A 21,953-nucleotide genomic window follows, 5' to 3' on the forward strand; every position below is an offset into this window, starting at 1 on the left:
TACGGGAGGCGGGTGTTGACTCTCACGGCTCTCAGCTCAGCACCCTGAACCTCAACATCACCACTGCGTGCAGACCTTACGACCGTGCGGGTTGGTTGACGATCAGAAGGGTGATGTTCGCGGGCCGGAAGCCCAGAAGGGCATAGATGCGGGCGACTGTGTCCTCGGCATAGGCGAGGAAGACGGTCCTCACCCCGTGGTTGCGGGCATGGACGGTCAGGGCCGCGGTGACGGCCGCGGCCAGGCCCTGGCGGCGAGCGGTGGGGAGGGTGGCGACGCCGCCGATCTCGGTGGTGCCGTCCGGGGCAAGGGCAGCGATGAGTGTTTTGTGCCTGGCGCGGATGGTGTGCCGGATCGCCTCGACCGTGCCGTCCGCGGCCAGTTCCTCAGCCGCCGCCGACAGTTCCGCGAGGCCCGCGAGGCCCACAGCGGTGCCCGGCTCGGCGAAGGCCAGGCGAGGGAGAGTGAGTACTTTGGGCAGAGCCGGGTCGTCGGCCGTCAGCACGCGGAGCGTGACGCCGTCCGGCAGGAGCTGCGGAGGCACTTGATGGTGCGGGTCGAGGGCCATCAGCGGGCGTTCTTCCACCGGCAGGCCGACGGCCTCGATACGGGCACGTAGCGTCGGGGCTGCCCCGGCGAGCGGCTCGGACCGCCGTTAGTAAGGGGTTCCTGGTTGCTTGCGCACGAACAGCCGTAACGAGCGGCACTTCAGTCCTCTTCTGCGCTCGACAGAGCGTCGGTGATCATGCGGGTGGCGAAGTCGGGGTCGTCGGTGAGGCGGTTGATGTGCTCCGCGAGCAGGAAGGCGGTGACTTCCAGGGGAGTCATCTCGCTCTGAGTCCAGTATCCGTACTGTTTACGCCATAGGCTGGGGCTCAGGCCGGTGCCCGCGGCGACGACCAGGCCGGCCATGGTGGGAATGGCCTCGGGGCGGACACTCTTGGGCATCATGCGCATCGTGGCCACGAGGTTGGGCACCACGTACTCGATGACGTCCTTGTCGTGGTCCTCGTAGGCCATCCGCAGCCACTTCATGAACATGAAGATGAGCGTGCACGCGCCGTCCAGCACGTCATTGGCTCCCTTGGGGCCCAGTGACGCGGCGAACTGGTCGATCAGCGCCCGTTGTTCGGGGTCGGCCTCCGTCTTGCCGTCGTAGATGCCTCGGAGCCGGGAGTCGATCATCATGAGCGCCGCGCTTACATCGCCGGCGGGAGCGTGCTGGGGGTCGCAGGGCGATGACACAGGGTTCCTCCTCGGGTGACCACGGTGCGCAGCGCGGTGTATCCGTACAGTAGACGGTCGATGAGACAGGAATCTGCCGAATCCCGGCGAAGGGGCCTCCTGTTGGGAATGGGCGAGCCGGCTGCGCCGGCCGGCAGAGACGAAGCGGATCGGGAGGCCGATCTGGTCGACGGTCATTTGCGCTCATCGTGGTTCGACCGGAGTGATGGGAGGCCCGCGTGCAATAGGGCGCGGCTGACAGCGCGGGGCAGCCGGGGAGTTCCTTGGGAGGCCGTAATGGTCGATCTTGGTGAGTTTGTCCGAATGTGACCTTGCGCAACGCTCTTCAGGACAAGGTGTCAATCCTGCTGCGAACCTTGTTCACGATCGTCGCCGGGAGCGTCGCGTATCCCTCGAAACTCAAGTCCTGCTGGCCTCCCGTGCCGGCGATGTACGTCAGGAACGCCTTGGTGGCGGACCACGTCGCCGGCTTGTTGCCCTTGTCGCAGACGATCTCGTAGGTGACCATGTCGATCGGGTAGGCGCCCGGGGCCTTGGTCGCGTAGTCGAGCTTCAGCACGAGGTCGCCACCGGAACCCGCAGCCGTGGATGCGGCGATCGCCTTGGAGGCCGTGAGGACACTGGCGTCGACCGGAGAGGAGGCTCCGGTGGCGATCGAAGCCGTGGACACGTTGCGAGCGAGTGCGTACGTCAGCTCGACGTAGCCGATCGCGCCCACGGTCCCTTTCACCTGTTCGACGACGCCCGAGGAGCCCTTGGCGGACTGGCCGCCCTTGGCCGTCCACTGCTTGCTGTGCCCGTACGGCCAGGCGCTTGGTGCGGCGGCGCTCAGGTAGGAAGTGAAGTTGTCCGTCGTACCTGAGGAATCGGAACGGTGTGATGCCCGAATCTGTGTCGACGGCAGCTTGGTGCCGGGGTTGAGCTTCGTGATCGCTGGGTCGTTCCATTTCGTGATCTGCGAATCGAAGACCTTGGCCAGGGTGGGAGCGTCCAGGACCAGTTTGCTGACTCCTGGCAGATTGAAGCCGATGGCGATCGGGCCGCCGACCATCGGCAGGTGGACAGCTCGGCCGCCGTGGGAGCAGACGGCCTTGGACTGGCTGATCTGGGCAGCGCTCAGTGCGGAGTCGGAACCCGCGAAGGAGGTTCTGCCCTTGAGGAAATCGGTCTGGCCGGCGCCGGATCCATTGCCTTCGTAGCTGATCCGGGTACCGGGACATGCCCGCGTGTAGCTCTTGATCCAGACCTTCATCGCGAACTCCTGCGCGGTCGATCCGGAAGCCGATAGCGTGGCTGGCTTGCCGCATTTGACACCACTCGCACCGGAGGTGGCGGACGAGGCAGTCATGGACGACGTGTTGGCGGGCCGGGAGTTACCGCTCGAGCCACAAGCCGTCAGAAGCAGGGCACTGGAGACGACTGCCGCACCGACCGACAGGCCACGCGTCCCACCCTTTGGCTGAAGCATCACTCTTCGGCTCTCCTTATCTATGGACCTGCAGTCCGGCCCAGTACGTGGATGTGGTGCCGCATGATCTCTGTGGTTCGGATGAGCTTCGATGCCTGCGGGCTAAGCCACAGGACCGTGAATCGGGCAGCGACCACAACACACGCCCTCGATCACTATAAGCAATAATGTGAATGCTCTGAGTAATGCCAGGGCGGATGTCCCGCGGCATCGCGTGCCCCATGGGGATCAGGCAGCGTGCATGAAGCTGATTGCCAGTCAGGTGGTGACGATCTCGACGGGGACGCCGAGTGCCTCGATCGCCTGGATTTCGTCCTCGGGAGTGGCGTCGTCGGTGAGGACCAGGTCGTAGCCGGTGGCGTCGCCGTAGCAGTGGGTGGCCGTGCGGCCGAACTTGCTGTGGTCGACGGGGAGGACGCGACGCTCGGCCGCGCTCTGCAGGGCTTCCTTGAGGTCCGCCCACGCCTGGTCCGGGTGGGACAGTCGGCCGCCCTGGATGGCGGTGGCCGAGGAGAACATCACGTCGGCCCGGATCCGGGACAGGTGGCGCAGCGTGTCCGTGCCGGCGCACGCCTCGAAGTCGGCACGGAAGGCGCCGCCCAGCAGGATCACCCGCGTGCCGGGCGCGGCGTCGGCGCCGCCGACGAGACCCGCGATGCGGAGCGAGTTGGTGACCACGGTCAGGCCCTCGATCCGGGTCAGCCTGCGGGCGAGCGGGAAGAGCGTGCTGCCGCAGTCCATGAGGACCGTCTGCCCTGGCTTGACCTCTCGGATGAGGCGTTCGGCGAACGCTTCCTTCGTCTCGATGTCGAGGTACTCGCGGAACCGCGTGGCGGTCTCGAGCGTGACGTTCGGCAGGGCGACGGCCATGCCGCGGCGCTTGTGCAGCAGCTGCCGGGATTCCAGGTTGGCCAGGTCTCGATGCACCGTCATGGTGCTGACCTGCAGGTTCTCGGCCAGAGTGTCGATCCGTACGGCGCCTTGGGCGATGACCTGCTGCAGCAGCCTATGCCGGCGCTGCTCGACGTCGGCCTCGGTCCCCCGGCTCGGCCTCATCTTCTGATCCCCCTCGACTCGACGGTGGTGCGCTCGACTCGGTACGTTATAAGGCCTCCAAACATCACACACTTTCTGTGAGATTTTGGCAATCCGTTGACAGGAATCGCTCCGGGTGGCTTTCATCGAGGGCACGTCGCCGCGGCATGAACCCAGGTGCCGCACCTGCACGGAGGTATCCCCGTGGCCCAGAACCTCGCTCCGACCCGGCCCCCGCGCACGGAGTACGGCTCGCTGCCCTCGCCACGGCGCTCGCTGTCCGACCGGACGGGCCTTCCCCGCGCCTTGGTATGGGGGTACCTCGGGTTGGTGTGGGGGCACCTCGGGCTGATCATGTTCCTGATCGGAGACTTGGTGGAGGCTGGGTATCCCCCGCCGCCGTACCTCGTCGGCCCGGGGTTCTCCGAGAGCGGCGTCGGCCTCGTCTTCACCGTCTACGGCATCGCCGCTGCGGTCGGCGCCTTCCTCGCGGGTGCTCTCCCGGACGGCTGGAAGCCGCGCCGGGAGAGGGCTGGCCGGCGCCGCCTTCTGGGGGCTGTTGCCGCCCGGACGGCGTGCTGTGAAGAGGACGCTCCCCGGCAGGTTCGCGATCCTCGCCGAGAAGCCCAACGTCACCATGGGCGCGCGCGTCCCGCTCGTCACCACCCCGTCGCAGTTCGGCATCTGGGTCTCTGTGCCGGTGTTCTTCACTCACCGGCTCGGGTCAGCGCTGGAGGAGTGGCCGCGTCTGCTGACGGTGATGATGGGCATGAATCCGGCGTTCGTCGTGTTCTTCAGTGCCCTCGGCGACCGGTGGAGCCAGCGCGGGACGGCTGGCTGGCTCGGCGGTGTGCTCTCCGCCGCCGAGTACTGCCTGGACCTGTACTGCCTGGACGTGTACTGCCTGCCGGTGGCGGTCGGCCACAACTTCCTCGTGGCCGCCGTCGCGGCCGGGGCCTTCGGCGCGGGCATGGCGAAGTACGTACCGTTGCCTCCGCTCCTGACGGCCCCGACCCCTGAGCACAAGGGCCAGGTCATGTCCGTCTGCAGCCTGGGGCCGGGCGAGCGTGGCACTGGGGCCGTTGACCGGCACACCGTTCATCGAACCGCTCGGCGTCCAGGGTGTGCTGAGGATCTACGCCGGACTGCACTTGAGCAGAAGGGTCCTGGCGCTACTGCGCCCCGAACCGTACCGGCAGCACCCAGCACCCAGCTCCCAGCTCCCGCGACAGGCTCCGCCTTCTGGGACACCGCCGGCTGACGGGAAGCGCGGAATTCACAGCCACCGCGGCCGCGTCCCGGGTCGCGCCGGAGGCAGAAGCCGTGGGCACCGGAGCGGCTCACCGCCAGTTGACCGACGTACGGCTTCCAACCAGCACCCGCGACAGATCTGCGCAGCGCTCCCCACGGCCGCGGTGGTACCGGCGTCTCCCTGGGCGGCCTGCCCCGGCCCGAAACGTCCACGCGTGGACGTCGTGCGAACCACGGACGGCCGAGCAGCCGGTGACTTCCGTGACAGGACAGGACAGGTGACGGTGCGAGGAGTTCATGGTGACCCTGCTGGAACGCTCCGCGGAGCTGGGCGCATTGGGCTCGCTGATCGAGCAGGCATGCGACGGCGAGTGTGCGGTGGCATTGATCGAGGGCCCGGCCGGGGTCGGCAAGAGCGCCCTTCTGGCGGCGGCAGCGCGCGATGGGCACGATCGAGGGCTCATGGTCCTCCAGGCCCACGGCTGCGACCTGGAGCGGTGCATAGCATTCGGTGTCGTACGCCAGCTCCTTGAACCGGCCATGGTTGCGTCCGGCTCCCTAGGACTTCCCGCTCTGCCGACCGGTGCCGCCGAAGCCGCCCGGGCGGTCTTCGAGCAGGCGGCCGGTCAGGGCTGGCCCTGTGCCGACTCAACGGACGTCCCCTTCGCGCAGTTGCACGGGCTCTACCTGCTGGCGTTGCGGTTGGCGGAGCGCCACCCATTGCTGGTGCTGGTCGATGACGCCCACCAGACCGACCCGTGCTCGCTCCACTGGCTGACCTACCTGGCCCGCCGGTTGAGGGGCAGCCGGATATCGCTCGCCATCGCGGTGCGCACCGACCGGAGCGACATCGAGGACAGCGTGGTGGCCGAGCTGTCCGCTCACCCGGCCTGCCGGCGTCTGCGGCCCGCGCCGCTGTCACCGGCCGCCGTCACGCAGTACCTCACCGACGGGTTGGGGGCTGACCTCGACACAGAGGTGGTGACCCTGTGCAGCCTGATCACGGGCGGCAATCCGTACCTCGTGCGGGTACTCGCCGAGAACGTCGCCCGCAGTGGGATCTCCCCGGTGCGCTCCGAGTTGCCGCGGCTGACCGCGCTGGCACAGCGGCTGCTCGCTCACCACCTGCCGGTCCTGCTGCGCCGGCACTCGTCATCGGTCGCGCCCGTGGCCACCGCGGTGGCCACTCTCGAACGCATCACCAGCCTGCCGCTGCTGTGCGAGGTCACCGGGCTCGACGCCCTCGCCGTGTCCGGTGCACTCACCGTGCTCGAGCAGGCCGGCCTCGCGGAGCCGGGTCCGCCGTGGCAGCTTCGGCACCCTCTGATGCGGGAAGCGTTTCAGCTCCGGACCAGTACGACAGCGCGCAACGAACTGCGGGCCCGAGCGGCCGATGCCCTGCTGGCTCTCGGAGGCGACGAGAGGGAGGTGGCGGAACTCCTGCTCGCCACCGAGCCGGAGGGGCACGCGTGGCGCGTACGGGTGCTGCGCGCGGCGGCCCAACACGCACTGGACCGGCACGAGTTGGGCGACTGCCGCGCGTACCTTTGCAGGGCGCTGAGTGAACCGCCCGGCCAGGCCGACCGGCTGGAGATCCTGGCTCAGTTGGGCATCGCGGAAGTGCAGACGAACCCGGCCGCGGCCGTCGAGCATCTGCGCGCGGCCGTGGAGCATCTGGAACCCGTGGACAGAGTGCGTCTGGTCCCGCACCTGGCCGAGGCGCTGACCCGAACGGGCCGCAGTGAGGAGGCGGTCGCTCTGCTGGACACGCTGGCGGCCGAGATTCCCGACGCGGACCGTGAGTCACTGTACCGGCTGTGGGCGCAGGGCATCCTTCTCCTGCTGGAGGACACCCCGCGGCTCGCGGACGACTGGATCGGCCGGGGCGGTATCGGCGACGACCTGCCCGGTGACACCCCCGGTCAGCGCCTCCTGCTCGCGGCGCTCGCGGTGAAGACCTTCCTCACCGGCCAGTGCTCCGAGACCGCCGCCAAACTCGCCGAGCGTGCCCTGGCCCAGTTCGGCCCGCCCGCGGACCCCGTGCTCACGGGCACCTTCGCGGTCAGCGCACTGCTGAACGCCGACCGGCTGACCGAGGCCGAACACTGGTACCAGCACGTGGCCGTTGCCGGACCGAACGAGCAATCGCCGTCGCTGCTGGTGTCCGTGCGCGCGAAGCTGGCCCACCGGCTGGGAGACCCCGAAGGGGCCCTGGCCCACATCGGACAAGTTCTCGATCCGGCATCCGCCGACCAACGCTACTGGCCGTACGCGACGGCCTTGGCCGTCCACGCCTTGCTGGACCTCGGCGACGTCCGGGAAGCCGCCCGCGTGTGCCGGGCACCGTTCGAAGGTCCGGTCGGCAAGCACTGGAGCTGGACGGCGCTGCTGGCCGCTCGGGCCCGGCTGAGGCTCGAACAGGGGCAGCCCGAGGCCGCTCTGGCCGACCTGGAGGAGTGCGGCCACCGCCAGACCGAAGGCGGTTACGACAATCCCGCGCTCGTCCCCTGGCGCTCCGAAGCCGCCTTGATCCACCAGCGCCTCGGTCATCGGGCCACCGCGGCCCACCTGGCCCGGCAGGAGCTGCAGCTGGCCCGCGCCTGGGGCAGCCCCCGGACCGTCGCCACGAGCCTGCGCGCCCTCGGGCTGCTCAGTACGGGCCCGGCCGCCATCGCCGCACTGACCGAGGCGGTCACCCTTCTGGAATCGACACCGGCTCGCATCGACCTGGCCCGCGCTCTCACCGACCTGGGTGAACTCCTCTCCGCACACGGGGACATCGACGCATCCCGCACCCGGCTCCGACAGGCTCTGGACCTGGCCGAAACCACACATGCCCGGCCCCTGTCCGAACGCGCGCACCGCGCCCTGCTCGCGACCGGCGCCCGCCCACGCCGCAAACGGCAGTCAGGCGTGTCTGCCCTCACCGGCAGAGAATGCCGTATCGCCACCCTGGCCGCCGAGGGAATGACCAACCAGCAGATCGCCACAGAGCTGTTCGTCACCCGCCGCACCGTGGAATTCCACCTCACCCGGGCCTTCCGCAAACTCGGCATCACCACGCGAAAAGACCTCCCGCGAGCACTCGCCGGCATCGATCAGCCCTAACTTGACTCTGTCGGGGATCTTGGTGTCGTCGGAGTCAACTACCCAGGGTTCGCCAGGACTTCGGGCGAGGGATCTCGCGCTGGTCGAGGTAGTTCTGGAAGGCAGTCGGCCGACGGGGTGTGGGGGCTTCCTCAGCCGGTGACAGTCCGCCGAGGCGCTCGATGTTGACGGCGATGGCCGTCAACACGTGCTGGACGTGGACCTTTCCCTGTCCTCGGTAGCGGCAGCGCCGCATGCCGTGTCCGCGGGCGAACTCGTTGACCGTGCCTGCCACTCCGGAGCGAACCGCGTATCGGGCCTTCCACTCGGGCGTCTGCTGTTCGGCGCGGACGCGGAGTTGCAGGTCACGGAGCTCGCGCGGGGGAAAGCCCACGGTGCGGGCGCTGTCGGCGGTGCTGGTGCACTGCGTGCGTGCCGGGCAGGGACGGCACTGGCTCTTGGTGAACCGTGCCACGATCAGCGGGGTCGCGGTGGGCGAGGAGGTCGGGTAGGGGCCGTGCCAGCCCACTCTGACCTGCCCCTGGGGACAGGTGACCTGCTGACGATCGAAGTCGATATGGAAGTCGTCCCGGGCGAAGCCCTCGTTGCGGCGATGCTGGTGCGTGGGGTTGCTCTTCAGCGGTCCGGAGACGGTGACCTGGTGTTCACGGGCAGCTTGTTCCAGGTGGGGCAGGGAGGTGTAGCCGGCGTCGACCAGGTGCTCGGCGGGCAGCAGCCCGCGACGAGCCAGGCGGGTGTGGATGCCGGGCAGGATCTTGCTGTCGTGGGTGGTGGCCGCGGTGGTGGCGACATCCGTGATCACGTTGGGGCCGTCGGGAGCACAGGTCTCGGTCAGGTGGGCGGTGAACCCCTTCCAGCTGATGAGGTGTCCGTGCCGTGCGTAGCGGGCCGAGGTGTCGTAGGGCGAGACGATCGCCCTCGACGACGGCGGCAGACCCGCCCCGCCTTCCTTCTCGGCGGTGCGCCAGCGCAGGTGCCCAGCAGCATCACGGTGATAGTTCTGCATCATGATCTGCCGCAGAGCCTGAACACGAGGACCGGACATGCGGTCCGCTCCGTACCGGTAGAGGTGTTCCAGGAGCCGGACGGTGCGGCGCGAACCGCCTCGGTGATCAGCTCCAGGCGGGTCAGGTCACGCACCGCGGCCAGAACGTGGGTGGAGTCGGTCCGCTGAGTGGTGCGCTCGCGCACCAGTCCGGCCTCCTTGAGGCGGGCCAGCGCGAGATCGAGGAGCCGGTCAGCACGGCCGTCTTCAGCGAGACGATCACGGAAGTCGGCCAGCACACTGTGATGGAAACCGGGGTCGTCCAGCTCCATGGCCATCGCATATTTGAAGTCGATGCGGCAGCGGACCGCCTCGGCGGCCTGCCGGTCGGACAGACCGAGCAGGAACTGCAACACAGACGGTGGCCAGTTGAGCGGGCGAGAGACCCGGACGCCCGTCCCGCGGGTACCAGTCGGCGAAGTCCTCGTCGCACCACAGCCCATCGAGGCGGTCACGCACCCATATCGCCGTCGTGCCGCCCGGGTTACTCGCCCACGCAACCTGCGCAGTCAGAGACGGGACCTGCTCACCGGAACGGGGACGAAGGGACAACGAGCACCTCGACAGATGTATCGGTCGGCGGAACTACACGAGCATGCCCGTCGATCTTGCTGCCGCACCGGGAAACTCCAAGATCCCCGACAGAGTCAGGCTAAGGGCTGTCCCGTAAACGATCTCTCACTTGTATTCGAGACTGCTCGCTGTCTGGTCGCCCCGTGAGAGTGAGACTGTGCGCGATGCCAAGCGTGGGATGGAGGACTCCGTCGCCTTTCAGGCAGGAGCTGCGGAGGATCTTCATCGTGTGGCTGGTACGGCCGGTGCCATCTTCGGTGATGACGAGGTCATCCTGGGTGGCGCGGTAGAAGTCCCTCTGTCCGGACACGTCATGCCCTGCTGCGCACGCTGGCGCGCACCGGCCTGCGGGGCTCGCTCAGCGAGGGCAAACTGGCTGTTCGGCTGTCCGAGCTCCCCCGAAGGCCACGCTCGTCGTCAATACACTGCTGACCCAGGCTGGGAGGCCGGTGCAGAACAGTCCCAGGATGCGAAGTCCTGACGAACCGCATCAGTGTATCGGGGGCAGGCCTGTGTCGCTGGAAGGGAAGTTGTACAGGCGTGCTCTACCAGTAGTGGCGTCGGCCGCCGACCGCGTGGCCGAAGGAACCGAGGAGGAACAGGACGACTCCGATGAGGAGCAGGATGATCCCGATCGTCCACAGGATGCCGATGTTCAGGACGAATCCGACGACGAGCAGGATGATGCCAAGTGCGATCACGGCGTTCTTCTTTCTCTCCGGCCGGTGTGCCGGCCGCTGTGAGGCGGGATGCCGTTCACTTCCTGGACCCGTTGCGCCTCGCCTCACGGGTGTGTTTGTCAGGTGGTGAGCAGGCGGTTGAAGAACGAGCGATAGTGGCGCAGGGCCCTGCGCAGAGCTTCGGTGTCGACCTGCTCGCCTCGGCGCCACTGCTCTTCGAGGTTCTTCTTGTGCTCGTCGAACATCGTGGCGAGCGTCTGCATGACCTTGGCGACCAGGTTGTCCGCGGCCTGTACCGCCTGGCGAGGATCGTCAACGAAGGCACCCTGGATGTTCTCCCACTCCTTACGGAAGCCTTCCTCGTCCTGCGATGTCAGCAGTTGCGGCATCTCGTCGGCGTCTGTGGTCCGTGCGCCCGCCGCCTCGTCCGCCGCGGGGGTGGCCCCGTCGCGGGACGCGAGGTCGTGGGCCGCATCCGTTCTGTCGTCGCCCTCGCTCGGGTAGACCGGGGGCGGTGGAGTGGTGTTCGACGCTGCGTCGGCCTTGCGGGGCTGGGCGAGGTCCTCCGTGGACAGCCCGCTGTCACGAGTGTGCGGTGTGTCGTCGCGTTGCATGTCTCCTCCGTGTCCGTTCGGTCCCGGCTGCCCGAAGGTCAGGCCGGAGCGTGGCGGGTCTGGCCGCCGTCGGAGAGAAGTTCGTCGAACAGCGCCCGGTAGTGCACCATGGCGCCGCGCAGTTGCTCGGTGGTGGCCTTGTGACTCGCACTGAGTTTGTCGATCTCGTGAGCGGCTCGGTAGTGCTCGAGGGTGCGGCCGTGCTCGACGGAGAGATCCTTGAGCTGCTGGCCGTAGCTTTCGGTGGGGTAGCCGCGGTCCTGCATCAGGGAGGTCACCAGATGGTCCGCGTCGTGTACGGCGTCCTCGGGCCGGTCCACGAACTCGTGCTGCACGTGGTCCCAGTCCCGTGAGTAGCGCTCGCGGAGACGATCGGGCAGAGGCTTGATGTCGAGTTTGTCGTGCCGTTTCTCGCGTGCGCTGAGCTCCCGCTCGGCGGCGAGCCTGCTGTCGGCGCCGTCGACGGTCCGTTCGTACTCGGGGCCGAAGCGCTGACGCAGAGCCCGGTGCCGCAGGAAAAGAGCCAGGGCCGCAGCAATCAGCACGACGGCCACTGCGACGGGAATGACGATCGCCAAAAGCATGCCGGTAGACATCTGACCGACCTCCTCATGGATGGGCGATATCCGCCGTGTTCCCAATTTGTGTTAATTGGTGCTCCACAGTCGGGCTTTGGGCCTCCTCCCTGCGGCAGGCGCCGGCGCATGAGATCCGGAACGCAAGCCCGGCTTCAGCATCGGACTCTCAAGACCGACCCCAGCAGCTCAGATCCCGCCGGCTCCCTGACAGCGAATGCCGGTCCGCCGCCGGTGTTGCGTGTTCTGGCGACGGCTGCAGTGAGTTGCTGCCGGACCGGGCCGGGCAGGGGCGCGCCTTGGACGGTGGTGACGACGTCCTCGGCGAGGCGGTGCAGTTTCGTGTTGGTGTTCTGGGACGCTGTGACCAGTACCTGCCACGCCTCGTCGGGGTTCAGACCGAAAGAGGCCATGAGGATGCCGCGTGCCAGGTCGATGTCCGGGTGGGTGCGCAGCGCGCGCCTCAGCTGGACGACTTCGGTCCGCAGGAGGTCGTCGTCGGTTTCTTCGCGCGGCGGCCCGGGCTTTCGGTCGGGCGGGTCAGCATGCTCGTGGGCGGGGGAGAAGAGGCTGTGGGTGTCGGTATAGGTCAGCAGTCGTTCGACGGCGGGGCTGGCCGTGGTGACGGTGACCGTCTTCCCCGCCGCGACTGCGTCGCGGCGGGCGGCCAGCAGCACGTTGAGTGCAGAGCAGTCCGCGAAGTGAAGTTCGCTGAGGTCCAGGTCCACACCCTCTGCCGACCGCATGATTGCATCGCGCAGGGCGTGCCGGAGGCTCTGGCAGTTGTCGAGGCAGAACTCTCCGCTCACGGTGACGGTCACGCGGATCCCGGCCGGCCCTGCCTGCACCGGCAGCGCGCCGGTGGACGGTGGTGTGCGGTCGGCTTCGTCGCTGGCGAGCGGTGTGTCCGGGGACGGTAGCGTCGTCATGCTCGCCTCCTCCGGTCCTCCGGGTTTTTCTTCTCCAGGCTCAGCCGCCTCTACGTGACACGTCAACCCCTACACGAATTTATCTTCGTGTTTTTGGGTGCGTGAACGTGTGGTCGTAACATGGAGTCGTGACAGAAGTCCATGGAGTGCCCGAGCCGCACACGGGGTGGACGTTTCTGACCAATCACGCGCGCGTGCTGGCCAGCATCGCCGACAACCACCACGCGCGGGTCCGTGACATCGCGGCGCGATGCCGGCTCACGGAACGGGCCGTCCAGAAGATCATCGCGGACCTGGAGCAGGACGGATACCTCTCCCACACCCGCCACGGCCGCGCCAATCAGTACAGCATCGACCCGGACAAGGTGCTGCGCCACCCGGCCGAGGAGGGCGTGACCGTAGCCTGCCTGCTGTCGATGCTGGCCAGGGACGAGGACGAACGCCGCGGCGCCAGCGACCATGCCCGGCCCGGTTCGTGAGGGGATGCGGTCTGCCGCGACCTACAAGTTCCGCCCGCCGGTCAGGGAATGAGCCGCCGGTTGGTTGTCCGACGACGAGGAGACCGTGATGGAACCTGTAGGCGACGGCACGAGGGCCCACCCATCGGACACCCCCCTAGGCCGTGACCACGCAGCCGCTGCCAGCTCCCTGGCCCGCTGGCCTCATCCCCGACGCGACGGGCATGGAGGCATTCACAGCCCTGTGTTGGCAGGCCGCGCGACGGCTGGTGCCTGCTCATAGGCTGCGGACATGACCGAGATCCACACACCGACGCCCCGCGACGCCTTCGAGCTGCTGCTGGCCGGTAACCAGCGCTTCGTCGCCGGCGCCCCCGAGCACCCCAACCAGGACGCGGCCCGCCGTGCCGAGATCGCACCATCCCAGCAGCCCTTCGCGGTGTTGTTCGGGTGCTCTGACTCCCGACTGGCCGCCGAGATCATCTTCGACCGCGGCCTGGGCGACCTGTTCGTGGTGCGCACCGCAGGCCACGTCACAGGCCCGGAGGTGCTGGGCAGTATCGAGTACGGCGTGGACGTGCTGGGCTGCCCGCTGGTCGTGGTTCTCGGCCACGACTCGTGCGGCGCGGTAGGCGCAGCGTGCGCCGCCCTGGAGAACGGCATGACACCGGGCGGATACATCCGGGACGTCGTCGAGCGCGTGACCCCCAGCGTGCTGGCAGCGAGGGCCGCCGGACAGGTTGAGCCCGAGGAGATCCTCGCCGAGCACATACGGCACACCGTCGACCTGCTGCTGGACCGATCCCGGGTACTCGCCGAGAAGGTCGCCGCCGGCCAGGCCGCCGTGGTGGGCCTGTGCTACCGCCTGGCCGACGGCAGCGCACAGCTCGTCGCCTCTCGCGGCCTCGATGCGGCGGTCCCCGCCGCGTCCTGACCGCCGCGCCCGTGGCTGCTCAGTGTGATGTGCCGCAGTCGGACGACACCCGCATACGGGGATGAGGAACCCATTGGGTTCACCGCGTGAACATCCATGGAAGGGCCTCCGATGGCTCACGGAGCCGACCGCGCGCCCAGCACCGTCCCCCGCGCCGACCCGGGCTGCGAGGTGTGCCGGGGATGGGGAACGGTCGTCGCCGACGACTGGCGGCACGAGCTGTGCCCGGCCTGCCAGACCGGTGGGCGCTCAGCCGAATCCGTCACGAATGCGCCCGGCCCCACGTCCGGGAGCAGTAAGGCCACGGCGTCGGCTACACGGTGGGCCGGGGCCCTGCGGCGCGGCGGAGCCGGTTGGCGATCGCCAGTCCCAGCCCCTCCTCCACCGGCAAGGACACGACGATGAGGTCGCATCCCCGCAGGTCGAGCTCGCGCAGGAACCCGTACAGCCCGCGCGCATAGGCGGCCACCGAATCGGGAACCGCCACCACGGCATGCGCCTTCACCGCAGCGTCGGCGAAGGCGGCAGGCAGAAGGACGCCCACCTGGTGCCCCAGCTCCTGCGCGAGCTCTGCTTCGGCGACGACCTTCTCCGGCTCGACGAGGACCACCCGCGCACGCGGCGCGTAGTGCGACGGATGCTGGCCCGGCACCCGGACACGGCTCGTCGAGGGAACCGCGAGCGGGCACCCCAGCACCGCTTCGAGGTCCTCGCGCGTCACCCCGCCTGGCCGAAGGATGCTCGGGGTATCGCCGGTGGCGTCGACGATGGTCGACTCGACGCCGACCTCGCAGGGGCCGCCGTCCAGCACGAAGTCGACGGCATCGCCGAGCTCCGCACGGACATGGTGCGCCGTCGTGGGGCTGACCATGCCGAAGCGGTTGGCGGACGGGGCCGTGACACCGCCGCCGAAAGCCGACAGCAGCGCGAGTGCGACGGGGTGGTCGGGCACGCGCACGGCCACCGTCTCCAGACCACCGGTCGCCTCGAGAGGCACCCGGGGGCCGCGCCGCAGAACCAGCGTGAGTGGCCCCGGCCAGAAATGCTCGGCCAGCAGGCGCGCCGTCGCGGGCACGTCCCGGACCCAGTCGTCCAGATGCTCCGCGCCGCCGATGTGGACGATCAGCGGGTGGGAGGGCGGACGTCCCTTGACCTGGAAGATGCGCGCGACGGCGGTGGGGTCCTCGGCGTTGGCGCCCAGACCGTAGACGGTCTCGGTCGGGAGGGCCACCAGACCGCCGGCGCGCAGCGCACCGGCCGCCTTCTCGATGTCACTGGTACTTGCCGTCACCCTCACAATCCTAAGCTTGTCCCGGATCTTCGGTCAGGCGAAGTGGTGGGCGTCCGCCGCAACGGCGAGCTGCTCAGCCTGTGATCGCGAGGTTGTGCAGACGGGCGATGCCGCACATGGCGTGGTGGACGCCGTCGCCTTTGAGGCGGCAGTCCCGCAGGATCTTCCAGCTCTTCATTCGTGCGAAGGTGTGCTCGACACGAGCTCGTACGTGCTTGTGGGAGCGGTTGTGTTCCTGCTTCCAGGCCGGAAGTTCGGCCTGGCCCCTCGCTCGGCGGTGCGGAATGACCAATCCGGTGCCCGGATAGCCGCCGTCGGCGATCGTCATCGTGTTGCCGACGGCGTCCTTGGCACCGGATTCCGCCCACGCCTTGCAGTCGTTGCGGTTGCCCGGCAGGGGCCGGCCGACCACCACGACCAGGCGAGTGTCGGCGTCGATGACCACCTGGTGGTTGGTCGAGTACCGGTAGTTCTTCGACTGCTCGGCCACCAGGTGGTCGCGGGTGGGTACCAAAGTGCCGTCCACAATGAGTACGGCGTCTCTCGCGAAGCGGCGCCGGGGCTGCAGCGCCAGGAGCGGGCCGAGGTGGTCGATGATGCGGGCCGCGGCGGACTTGGAGACGCCGAACAGCGGGGCGAGCTGGCGCATCGTCAAGTTCGTGCGCCAGTAAGTCGTGACCAGCAGTGTCCTGTCTGCCAGCGGCAGGCTCCACGGCCTGCACCGGCGGGTGGCATCAACCCCCGCGCGACGCAGCGCCGTCACCAGTTTCGTGAACTGGTGTGGGCTCAACCCGGTGAACGGGGCTATCCAGGACGGCTCAGACGCCGAGATCACACTAGCCACAACAAGATCATTCCACTGTGGCTGATCCCTCCAGTCGGTGAGGGTGGAGGCCGGACACGAAGGCGAGGATGTCGCGGGCCGCTTCGCGCAGGCTGCCGAAGTGTTGGTGAACCCCCTTCACAGCCGCAGGGGTGTTGACGCCCCACACAGTCATCCCGGCGTATAGGCCGGACTGCACCCCAGAGGGGGCGTCCTCGATGACCAGGCACTGCTCGGGTTTGGCACCAAGTCGCGCGGCGGCCTGCAGATACGGCACCGGCGACGGCTTGCCCTCCTCCACGGCAGCCGCATCCACGAGGACCTCCGGCACCGGCAAACCCGTCCGCGCGAAGCGTCCACGTACCCGGTGCTCGTAGTTCGAGGTCACCACTGCCCAGGTCCCGGGCCGCAGAGCGTTCAGCAACTCCGCGGCTCCGTCGAAGGCCGCATAGGTGCCGGAGCGAACGTCCTCGTCCTCAAGCTCGTGCAGCGCGGCCAGGCACTCTCGGGGATCCTGGTCCGGAGCGACCTGCGCGAAGGTCTCCAACGGCCTCGTCCGGAGCGCCACCCGGTGGACTTCGTCGGGGTCCAGTCCGTATCACTCTGCCCACGTTCGCCAGACCAGGCGCTGATTATCCAAGGCATCGATCAACGTGTGCCATCGACGTCGAACAGGACATACCTCATCGCGGCAGGGCGGCCGGGTTCACTGATCACGCCTCGATCATGCCATCAAGCCCTGAGCAGGCAGTTTGCGGGACAAGTCTTAGGGTTTGTCGGCGGATCCTGTCGCGGACGCGAGGGTCGGCACGCCCATCTGCGGCGTTGTCGTCGGTCGCCGCGCTCGTCGGCATTGGAGGAGAATTGGTGCGCCACGGTCGCCCCAGACGGCTGGGGATCCTGCCCCGGCCCCCCACCGACCCAGGACGCAATTGCCCCCAATAGCAGGACCTGACCTGCCAGTAGAGAAGCAGATCTGCCGTACTGCCGGGACGCAGACGGGTGGCGTTGGTCCTGTTCAGAAGGGTGGCCCGCCACGCACGCGGCGGTCACGCTGCTGTCAGGCGCTGTTGCTCAGGTGGACTCCGTTGACAGCGGTGTCGAAAGCCGGCCGGTACTTGTGCCATTGCGCGTCCGGCGCGGAGAGGTAGACCACGTACTGGGTGCCGTCGGCGCTGGCGAAGGCCAGCTCCGCCGCCCGGTACTTCCGTGCCCTGCCGGCGAAGGTGAACTCCCAGTATCCGGCGGGTCGTCCGCGGAAGGTTGTCGCGGACATCCTCACTCGTTCATAGCCGGGATTGTCGCGGCGGGTCTGGTCTTCTTCCGTCTCACGCCAGTGCTGCAGAGGGTCGGTACCCGCGAAATGGACGACATTGACCCTCAGACCCACCAAGCCGGACGGGTCTATGTAGGCGACTTCACCACCGGGCAGCGTCTTGCTGGTCCAGCCGTCCTGTACGGGTACGGAGAAGCCGCTGTCCGTTGCGAGGTGGTATCCGGTGGGAAGCGGCGGGAGGGAAGCGCCGCCACTCGGGGAGGGGGCGGAGGAATCGGCCCTGGCCGCGTGCGAACTCGGCCCATCGGCACCGGCCTTGACCCACCACAGCGCGCCGCCCGCCACACAGGCGGCGACTGTCACCGCCACGATCGCTCCCACCACCGTACGGCGGCGCTTTCCGCGGCCCTTGCGTCCGGGAGGCACGAGGTCGCCGGCACCTTCCGGCCGTGTGGGGGCATCGACGGGAGCAGTTCGTGTCCCGGTCACATCGCCCAGGCGGCGCTCGACCTCGTGTACGTCCATGCGCCGTTCCGGTTCTTTGACGAGCAGGCCCTCGATCACCGGGGCCAGCTCCCCGGCGCTGCGCAGTGGCTCGTACGAGTCGGTGGCGATGGCGTACGCGATCTCGATGGGGGTGTCACGGTGGAACGGGTGCCGCCCCTCGACCGCCTGGTACAGCGTTGCGCCCAGGGCCCACAGGTCGCTGGCGGGACCGGGTCCGGTGCTCGCACTCCTGAGGCGTTCGGGTGCCAGGTAGCGGATGGAGCCGATCAGTTCGCCGGACTTGGTCAGTGAGGACGTTCCCGACTCCATGGCGATCCCGAAGTCGGTGAGGACGATCCGCCCGTCGTCGCCCAGCAGAACGTTGGCGGGTTTGACATCCCGGTGCAGGACCCCGGCATCGTGGGCGGCGCGCAGTGCGGCGGCCATGGCACGGCCTATCCGGGCGGCTTCTCCGGGTGGCAACGAACCCCGCTGCTTCAGTACGTCACTCAATGTGACCGAGGGTATGTACTCCATGACGATGCACGGCAGGCCCTCGTCATCGACGACGTCGTGCACCACGATCACGTTGGGGTGCGCGATCCGGGCGGCGCTGCGGGCCTCACGCCGAGTGCGCTCGTGCAGGGTCTGGGCCTCGTCGTCGTGCAGGTGGGGCGGGATGCGCAGCTTCTTCACGGCCACGTGGCGGCCGAGCAGCTTGTCCTCGGCACGCCACACGGTGCCCATGCCGCCGCTACCCACCCGCTCGACCAGCAGGTACCGGCCGGCGACGAGCCGCCCAAGATCGGACACCGTGTCTCCTTGCTAGCTGTCCTTCCCATTCGCACATGGGGAGAGTCCGACGAGGCACGATAACCCATTCGGCCGAATGACCAGGACCGCTGCTTCCCTCGTGGGCTGCGCGTCTGCGACGGATCTGGCTGTCGGGCTCCGCCGGAGACGGCGAGTGCCGTAGCCGTTTCGGAGCCTCATGAGAACGCCCGCGACAGTCTGTCGGGGCAGTGCGCCTCTTCCAGGACGAGCGCCCCTCCGATGAAGGTGTCAGGGTTCGCCATGGCGTTGTCCGCCATGGCGAAGGTTGTGGATGGCTTCGGGCTGCATCCCTCGAAGACGCCGCAGTCGCCGTCGGCATGGGCAACCGTCGGCACGGTCGCGGCGAGGCCCGCCCTGGCTATGACCGAAAGGATCTTGGCCGGCCGACGGCACGGCGGATCGGCGTGTTCGCGGCGCCGGCGCATGGTGAGCCGCATGAGGCACTCCTTGGTAGGGGGAGAGGCCCGCAGGCGACTTCCCTCGGGGATCGCCGACTCGTCCTTGGCTGGAATCGGCGTCGCCCAGATTCGAACCCGCAGGTCATCCCGCGACAAGGACTCTCACGCGATGCTGCGGTGTCTCCGGTGTACGAGGATGGTCGTGCTGCGGAGGGCGACTGAAATACCTGCGGAGCCGCCCCGGTCCCGAAGGCCTCGCGTCTCCCCCCGTCACCCGAACAGAGGCCGCCCGTGGCCGACCGAGGGGCTTCACGCAATGCGACAGGTCATGTTCTCGCTGCAATGATGAGATGTCGGACTGATCCATGTCCTCCGAACCAAGGGGGAACCGTGACCGAGGCCAGGCACACAGGTCGTTCCCTGTCCAGGCAGGAGCGGCCGGCCGAGCGCATCGACGCGGTTCTGTTCGACATCGGTGGGACGATCTACGACGACGCCCGCTACGTCCAGGCACTGCACCAGGCGGTCGTAGAACTGGCCGGAGGCGTCGAGGAATCCGAATTCTGGGGGCTGTACGAGGCCGAACGCGAAGGCGGCAGCCGATTGCTGCACACCGCGTTCGCCCGACGATTCGTCCCCGGCGGAGACACGGCGCTGCTGCACCGGCACATCGTTCAGCACTGGGAGTACCCGGTCGAGGCCCTCTACACGGACGTCAGGCCCACCCTGCACGCGCTGGTGCACCAGTACCGGCTCGGCATCGTCTCCCTGTCCCCGCCACGGGTGCGGGAAGCACTGCGCCGTGACGGCCTGGAGGAGCTCTTCGACGCGATTGTGCTCGGGGGCGAGCCCTTCGAGAAGCCGGATCCCCGCTCTTTCCTTGCCGCACTGAAGCAGATGGGAGTGCCCCCCGCCTGCGCCGCCTATGTCGGCAACTGGCTGGACACCGACATCCGGCCCACAGCGCGGCTCGGCATGCGCACCGTGTGGATGCTGCGCGGCGAGGCCCCGCCGGCGCCGACGCGTAGCCAGCTCGCGGAACCCGACGCGGTGATCACCTCACTGACCGGACTGCCGACGGCTCTGTCCCGGCTCACGAACAGTCCTGCCCCGGCGGTGACACGCGTGCGGGGCATGTCGACGGCCGCCGTCGACATCACGGGGCAGTACCGGAGCAGACAACGGCTGTCCATCGTGAACGCGGCCAGCGTCCGCATCGGCAGCACGCTCGACGTGACACGGACTGCTCAGGAACTTGCAGACCTGGCCACCGAACACTTCGCGGACTTCGTCAGCGTCGACCTGTTCGAGTCCGTCTTCCACGGCATGGAGCCGGAGTTCGATCCGGCCACCCGACCTGTCGTCCTCCGCCGTGCGGCACAGCAGTCCGTCCTGGACGGCTGCCCGGAATCCGTGGTCACCCCCGGCAATACGGACCGCTACCCCGACGACTCCCCCATGGGCCGTGCCCTGGCCACGGGAGAGCCGGCATGGCACTGGGTCGAGGAACCGGACATCCAGCGGTGGCTGGCGCACGATGCGTCGCGCTCCCATACCGTCCGCGCATACGGGATCCACTCCCTCATCGTGGTGCCGCTACGCGCCCGCGGCACCCCCCTGGGACTCGCCGTGTTCCTCCGGCACCGTATGCCGGAAGCATTTGACGTGAACGATCTTCTCCTCGCCGAGGAGATCACCACCAGAGCCTCCCTCGCCATCGACAACGCCCGCCGCTACACCCATGAGCGAAACACCGCTGTTGCGCTGCAGCGCAGCATGCTCCCCCGGCAGCCTCCCCGGCAGAGTGCTGTGCAGGTGGCCTCCCGCTACGTACCGGCCGACTCCAAGGCAGGCATCGGCGGCGACTGGTTCGACGTCATCCCCCTGTCCGGTGCCAGGGTCGCTCTCGTCGTGGGCGACGTCGTCGGCCACGGCATCCAGGCCTCGGCCACCATGGGACGCCTCCGCACAGCCGTCCTCACACTCGCCGAGATCGACATCCCACCCGACGAACTGCTCACGCAGCTCGACGACCTCGTCCTGCGTCTCGATCGCGAGGCGGGAGCGTCCTCCCGGGAGGTCACGGAGCCCGAGGACGAGGTCGCCGGCGCCACGTGCCTGTACGCCGTCTACGACCCGATCTCCCGCCTCTGCACCCTTGCCCGTGCCGGGCACCCGGCCCCCGCCATCGTGTACCCGGACGGCACGGTCGACTTCCCCGACCTGCCCATCGGCCCGCCGCTGGGCCTGGGCGGCCTGCCCTTCGAGTCGGCCGAACTCGTACTGCCCGAAGGCAGCCTGATCGCTCTGTTCACCAACGGCCTCATCGAGACCGCCGACCGGGACGTGGACATCGGGCTGATGCGGCTGCGTGACGCTCTGGCAAACGCGCCATCATCCCTGAAAGCCACCTGCGACAAGGTGTTGCAGGCACTGCTCTCCGGCAACCCCTCCGATGACGCGGCCCTGCTCCTCGCCCGCCCTCAGACCCTCGACGCCTCTCATGTCGCCACCTGGGACCTGCCTTCGGACCCCGCCGTCGTAGCCCGTGCACGTCAACTGGCGGCAGGCCAACTCGCCTCCTGGGGGCTGGACGAGACGGCCTTCATCACCGAACTCGTGGTGAGCGAACTCGTCACCAACGCCATCCGCTACGGCCAACCGCCCGTTCAGCTACGTCTGATCAAGGACATCAGTCTCATCTGCGAGGTGTCCGACGCCAGCAGCACCTCACCCCATATGCGGCGGGCTCGCGCCGACGACGAGGGCGGACGTGGTCTGCTCCTGATCGCCCAGCTGACGCAACGCTGGGGCACCCGTCACACCACGTCCGGCAAGACGATCTGGACCGAACAGTCCCTTCCCGCAGGCCATTGAGCCCACTTTCCGCCTGACGTCGCCTGCCGCATTCGGCCGCGTTGACCAGCCCC

Annotated in this window: 19 protein-coding genes and 1 pseudogene; 5 read left to right on the forward strand and 15 right to left on the reverse strand. The window is 68.4% G+C overall.

The annotated features are described in order from the left end of the window. Positions 1-76 precede the first annotated feature (76 nt). The 4 genes from M878_RS53275 to M878_RS53290 form a co-directional block, all read right to left on the reverse strand. The gene (locus M878_RS53275) at positions 77-568 is read right to left on the reverse strand and encodes a GNAT family N-acetyltransferase (RefSeq protein WP_023544650.1); all 492 of its coding nucleotides are present in this window, start codon (positions 566-568) and stop codon (positions 77-79) included. A 140-nt stretch (positions 569-708) separates the two neighbouring features. Next, positions 709-1,245 carry a hypothetical protein gene (locus M878_RS53280; protein ID WP_031223882.1) on the reverse strand — a complete coding sequence of 179 codons (537 nt, stop codon included), beginning with the start codon at positions 1,243-1,245 and terminating at the stop codon, positions 709-711. 325 nt (positions 1,246-1,570) lie between these two features. Further along, positions 1,571-2,716, reverse strand: a complete 1,146-nt coding sequence (gene pstS, locus M878_RS53285; RefSeq protein ID WP_031223889.1) for a phosphate ABC transporter substrate-binding protein PstS — start codon at positions 2,714-2,716, stop codon at positions 1,571-1,573. A gap of 255 nt (positions 2,717-2,971) precedes the next feature. Continuing rightward, entirely contained in the window at positions 2,972-3,769 is a 798-nt protein-coding gene (locus M878_RS53290) for a DeoR/GlpR family DNA-binding transcription regulator (protein WP_023544653.1), read from the reverse strand. 559 nt (positions 3,770-4,328) lie between these two features. Here M878_RS53290 and M878_RS53295 point away from each other — a divergent pair. Next, positions 4,329-5,009 carry an MFS transporter gene (locus tag M878_RS53295; protein ID WP_023544654.1) on the forward strand — a complete coding sequence of 227 codons (681 nt, stop codon included), beginning with the start codon at positions 4,329-4,331 and terminating at the stop codon, positions 5,007-5,009. 287 nt (positions 5,010-5,296) lie between these two features. Further along, positions 5,297-8,107, forward strand: coding sequence for an AAA family ATPase (locus M878_RS53300; RefSeq protein WP_023544655.1), 2,811 nt, complete (start codon positions 5,297-5,299; stop codon positions 8,105-8,107). A gap of 34 nt (positions 8,108-8,141) precedes the next feature. On the opposite strand, the gene M878_RS99395 is transcribed toward M878_RS53300, so the two are convergent. The 6 genes from M878_RS99395 to M878_RS53320 form a co-directional block, all read right to left on the reverse strand. Further along, positions 8,142-9,152 carry a transposase gene (locus M878_RS99395; RefSeq protein ID WP_245238016.1) on the reverse strand — a complete coding sequence of 337 codons (1,011 nt, stop codon included), beginning with the start codon at positions 9,150-9,152 and terminating at the stop codon, positions 8,142-8,144. After that, positions 9,113-9,508 (reverse strand): transposase, encoded by a 396-nt coding sequence (locus M878_RS99400; RefSeq protein ID WP_023544657.1) that lies wholly within the window; start codon positions 9,506-9,508, stop codon positions 9,113-9,115. Before M878_RS99400 ends, M878_RS99395 begins: the two co-directional genes overlap by 40 nt. A 762-nt stretch (positions 9,509-10,270) precedes the next feature. Beyond that, the gene (locus M878_RS98210; protein ID WP_023544658.1) at positions 10,271-10,426 is read right to left on the reverse strand and encodes a DUF6131 family protein; all 156 of its coding nucleotides are present in this window, start codon (positions 10,424-10,426) and stop codon (positions 10,271-10,273) included. 98 nt (positions 10,427-10,524) lie between these two features. Then, complete coding sequence (locus M878_RS53310; RefSeq protein WP_023544659.1) at positions 10,525-11,019, reverse strand: hypothetical protein; 495 nt, start codon at positions 11,017-11,019, stop codon at positions 10,525-10,527. Between the two features lie 38 nt (positions 11,020-11,057). Then, a complete protein-coding gene (locus M878_RS53315; RefSeq protein WP_031223891.1) occupies positions 11,058-11,615 on the reverse strand; it encodes a hypothetical protein in 558 nt (185 codons plus the stop codon). A gap of 134 nt (positions 11,616-11,749) precedes the next feature. After that, positions 11,750-12,523 carry an ANTAR domain-containing protein gene (locus M878_RS53320; protein WP_023544661.1) on the reverse strand — a complete coding sequence of 258 codons (774 nt, stop codon included), beginning with the start codon at positions 12,521-12,523 and terminating at the stop codon, positions 11,750-11,752. A gap of 128 nt (positions 12,524-12,651) precedes the next feature. Between M878_RS53320 and M878_RS53325 the strand changes: the two genes are divergently transcribed. After that, positions 12,652-13,002, forward strand: a complete 351-nt coding sequence (locus M878_RS53325) for a MarR family transcriptional regulator (RefSeq protein ID WP_078630171.1) — start codon at positions 12,652-12,654, stop codon at positions 13,000-13,002. Positions 13,003-13,273: 271 nt separating this feature from the next. Beyond that, positions 13,274-13,915 (forward strand): carbonic anhydrase, encoded by a 642-nt coding sequence (locus tag M878_RS53330; RefSeq protein ID WP_023544663.1) that lies wholly within the window; start codon positions 13,274-13,276, stop codon positions 13,913-13,915. Between the two features lie 313 nt (positions 13,916-14,228). Here M878_RS53330 and M878_RS53335 read toward each other — a convergent pair whose 3' ends face one another. From M878_RS53335 to M878_RS53350, 5 genes and pseudogenes are all read right to left on the reverse strand, one after another. Continuing rightward, a complete protein-coding gene (locus M878_RS53335) occupies positions 14,229-15,206 on the reverse strand; it encodes an L-threonylcarbamoyladenylate synthase (protein WP_023544664.1) in 978 nt (325 codons plus the stop codon). A gap of 73 nt (positions 15,207-15,279) precedes the next feature. Further along, positions 15,280-16,050 carry an IS5/IS1182 family transposase gene (locus tag M878_RS46835; RefSeq protein ID WP_031223900.1) on the reverse strand — a complete coding sequence of 257 codons (771 nt, stop codon included), beginning with the start codon at positions 16,048-16,050 and terminating at the stop codon, positions 15,280-15,282. Between the two features lie 7 nt (positions 16,051-16,057). After that, a pseudogene (locus M878_RS53340) lies at positions 16,058-16,746 on the reverse strand (HAD-IA family hydrolase). A gap of 343 nt (positions 16,747-17,089) precedes the next feature. Beyond that, positions 17,090-18,604, reverse strand: coding sequence for a serine/threonine-protein kinase (locus M878_RS53345; protein ID WP_023544667.1), 1,515 nt, complete (start codon positions 18,602-18,604; stop codon positions 17,090-17,092). 176 nt (positions 18,605-18,780) lie between these two features. Next, positions 18,781-19,062, reverse strand: coding sequence for a hypothetical protein (locus tag M878_RS53350; protein WP_023544668.1), 282 nt, complete (start codon positions 19,060-19,062; stop codon positions 18,781-18,783). Positions 19,063-19,413: 351 nt separating this feature from the next. Here M878_RS53350 and M878_RS46845 point away from each other — a divergent pair, with 351 nt between their 5' ends. Then, positions 19,414-21,900 (forward strand): HAD-IA family hydrolase, encoded by a 2,487-nt coding sequence (locus M878_RS46845; protein WP_023544669.1) that lies wholly within the window; start codon positions 19,414-19,416, stop codon positions 21,898-21,900. The last annotated feature ends 53 nt before the right edge of the window (positions 21,901-21,953 follow it).

This window comes from Streptomyces roseochromogenus subsp. oscitans DS 12.976 (assembly GCF_000497445.1).
Taxonomy (GTDB): Bacteria; Actinomycetota; Actinomycetes; order Streptomycetales; family Streptomycetaceae; genus Streptomyces; species Streptomyces oscitans.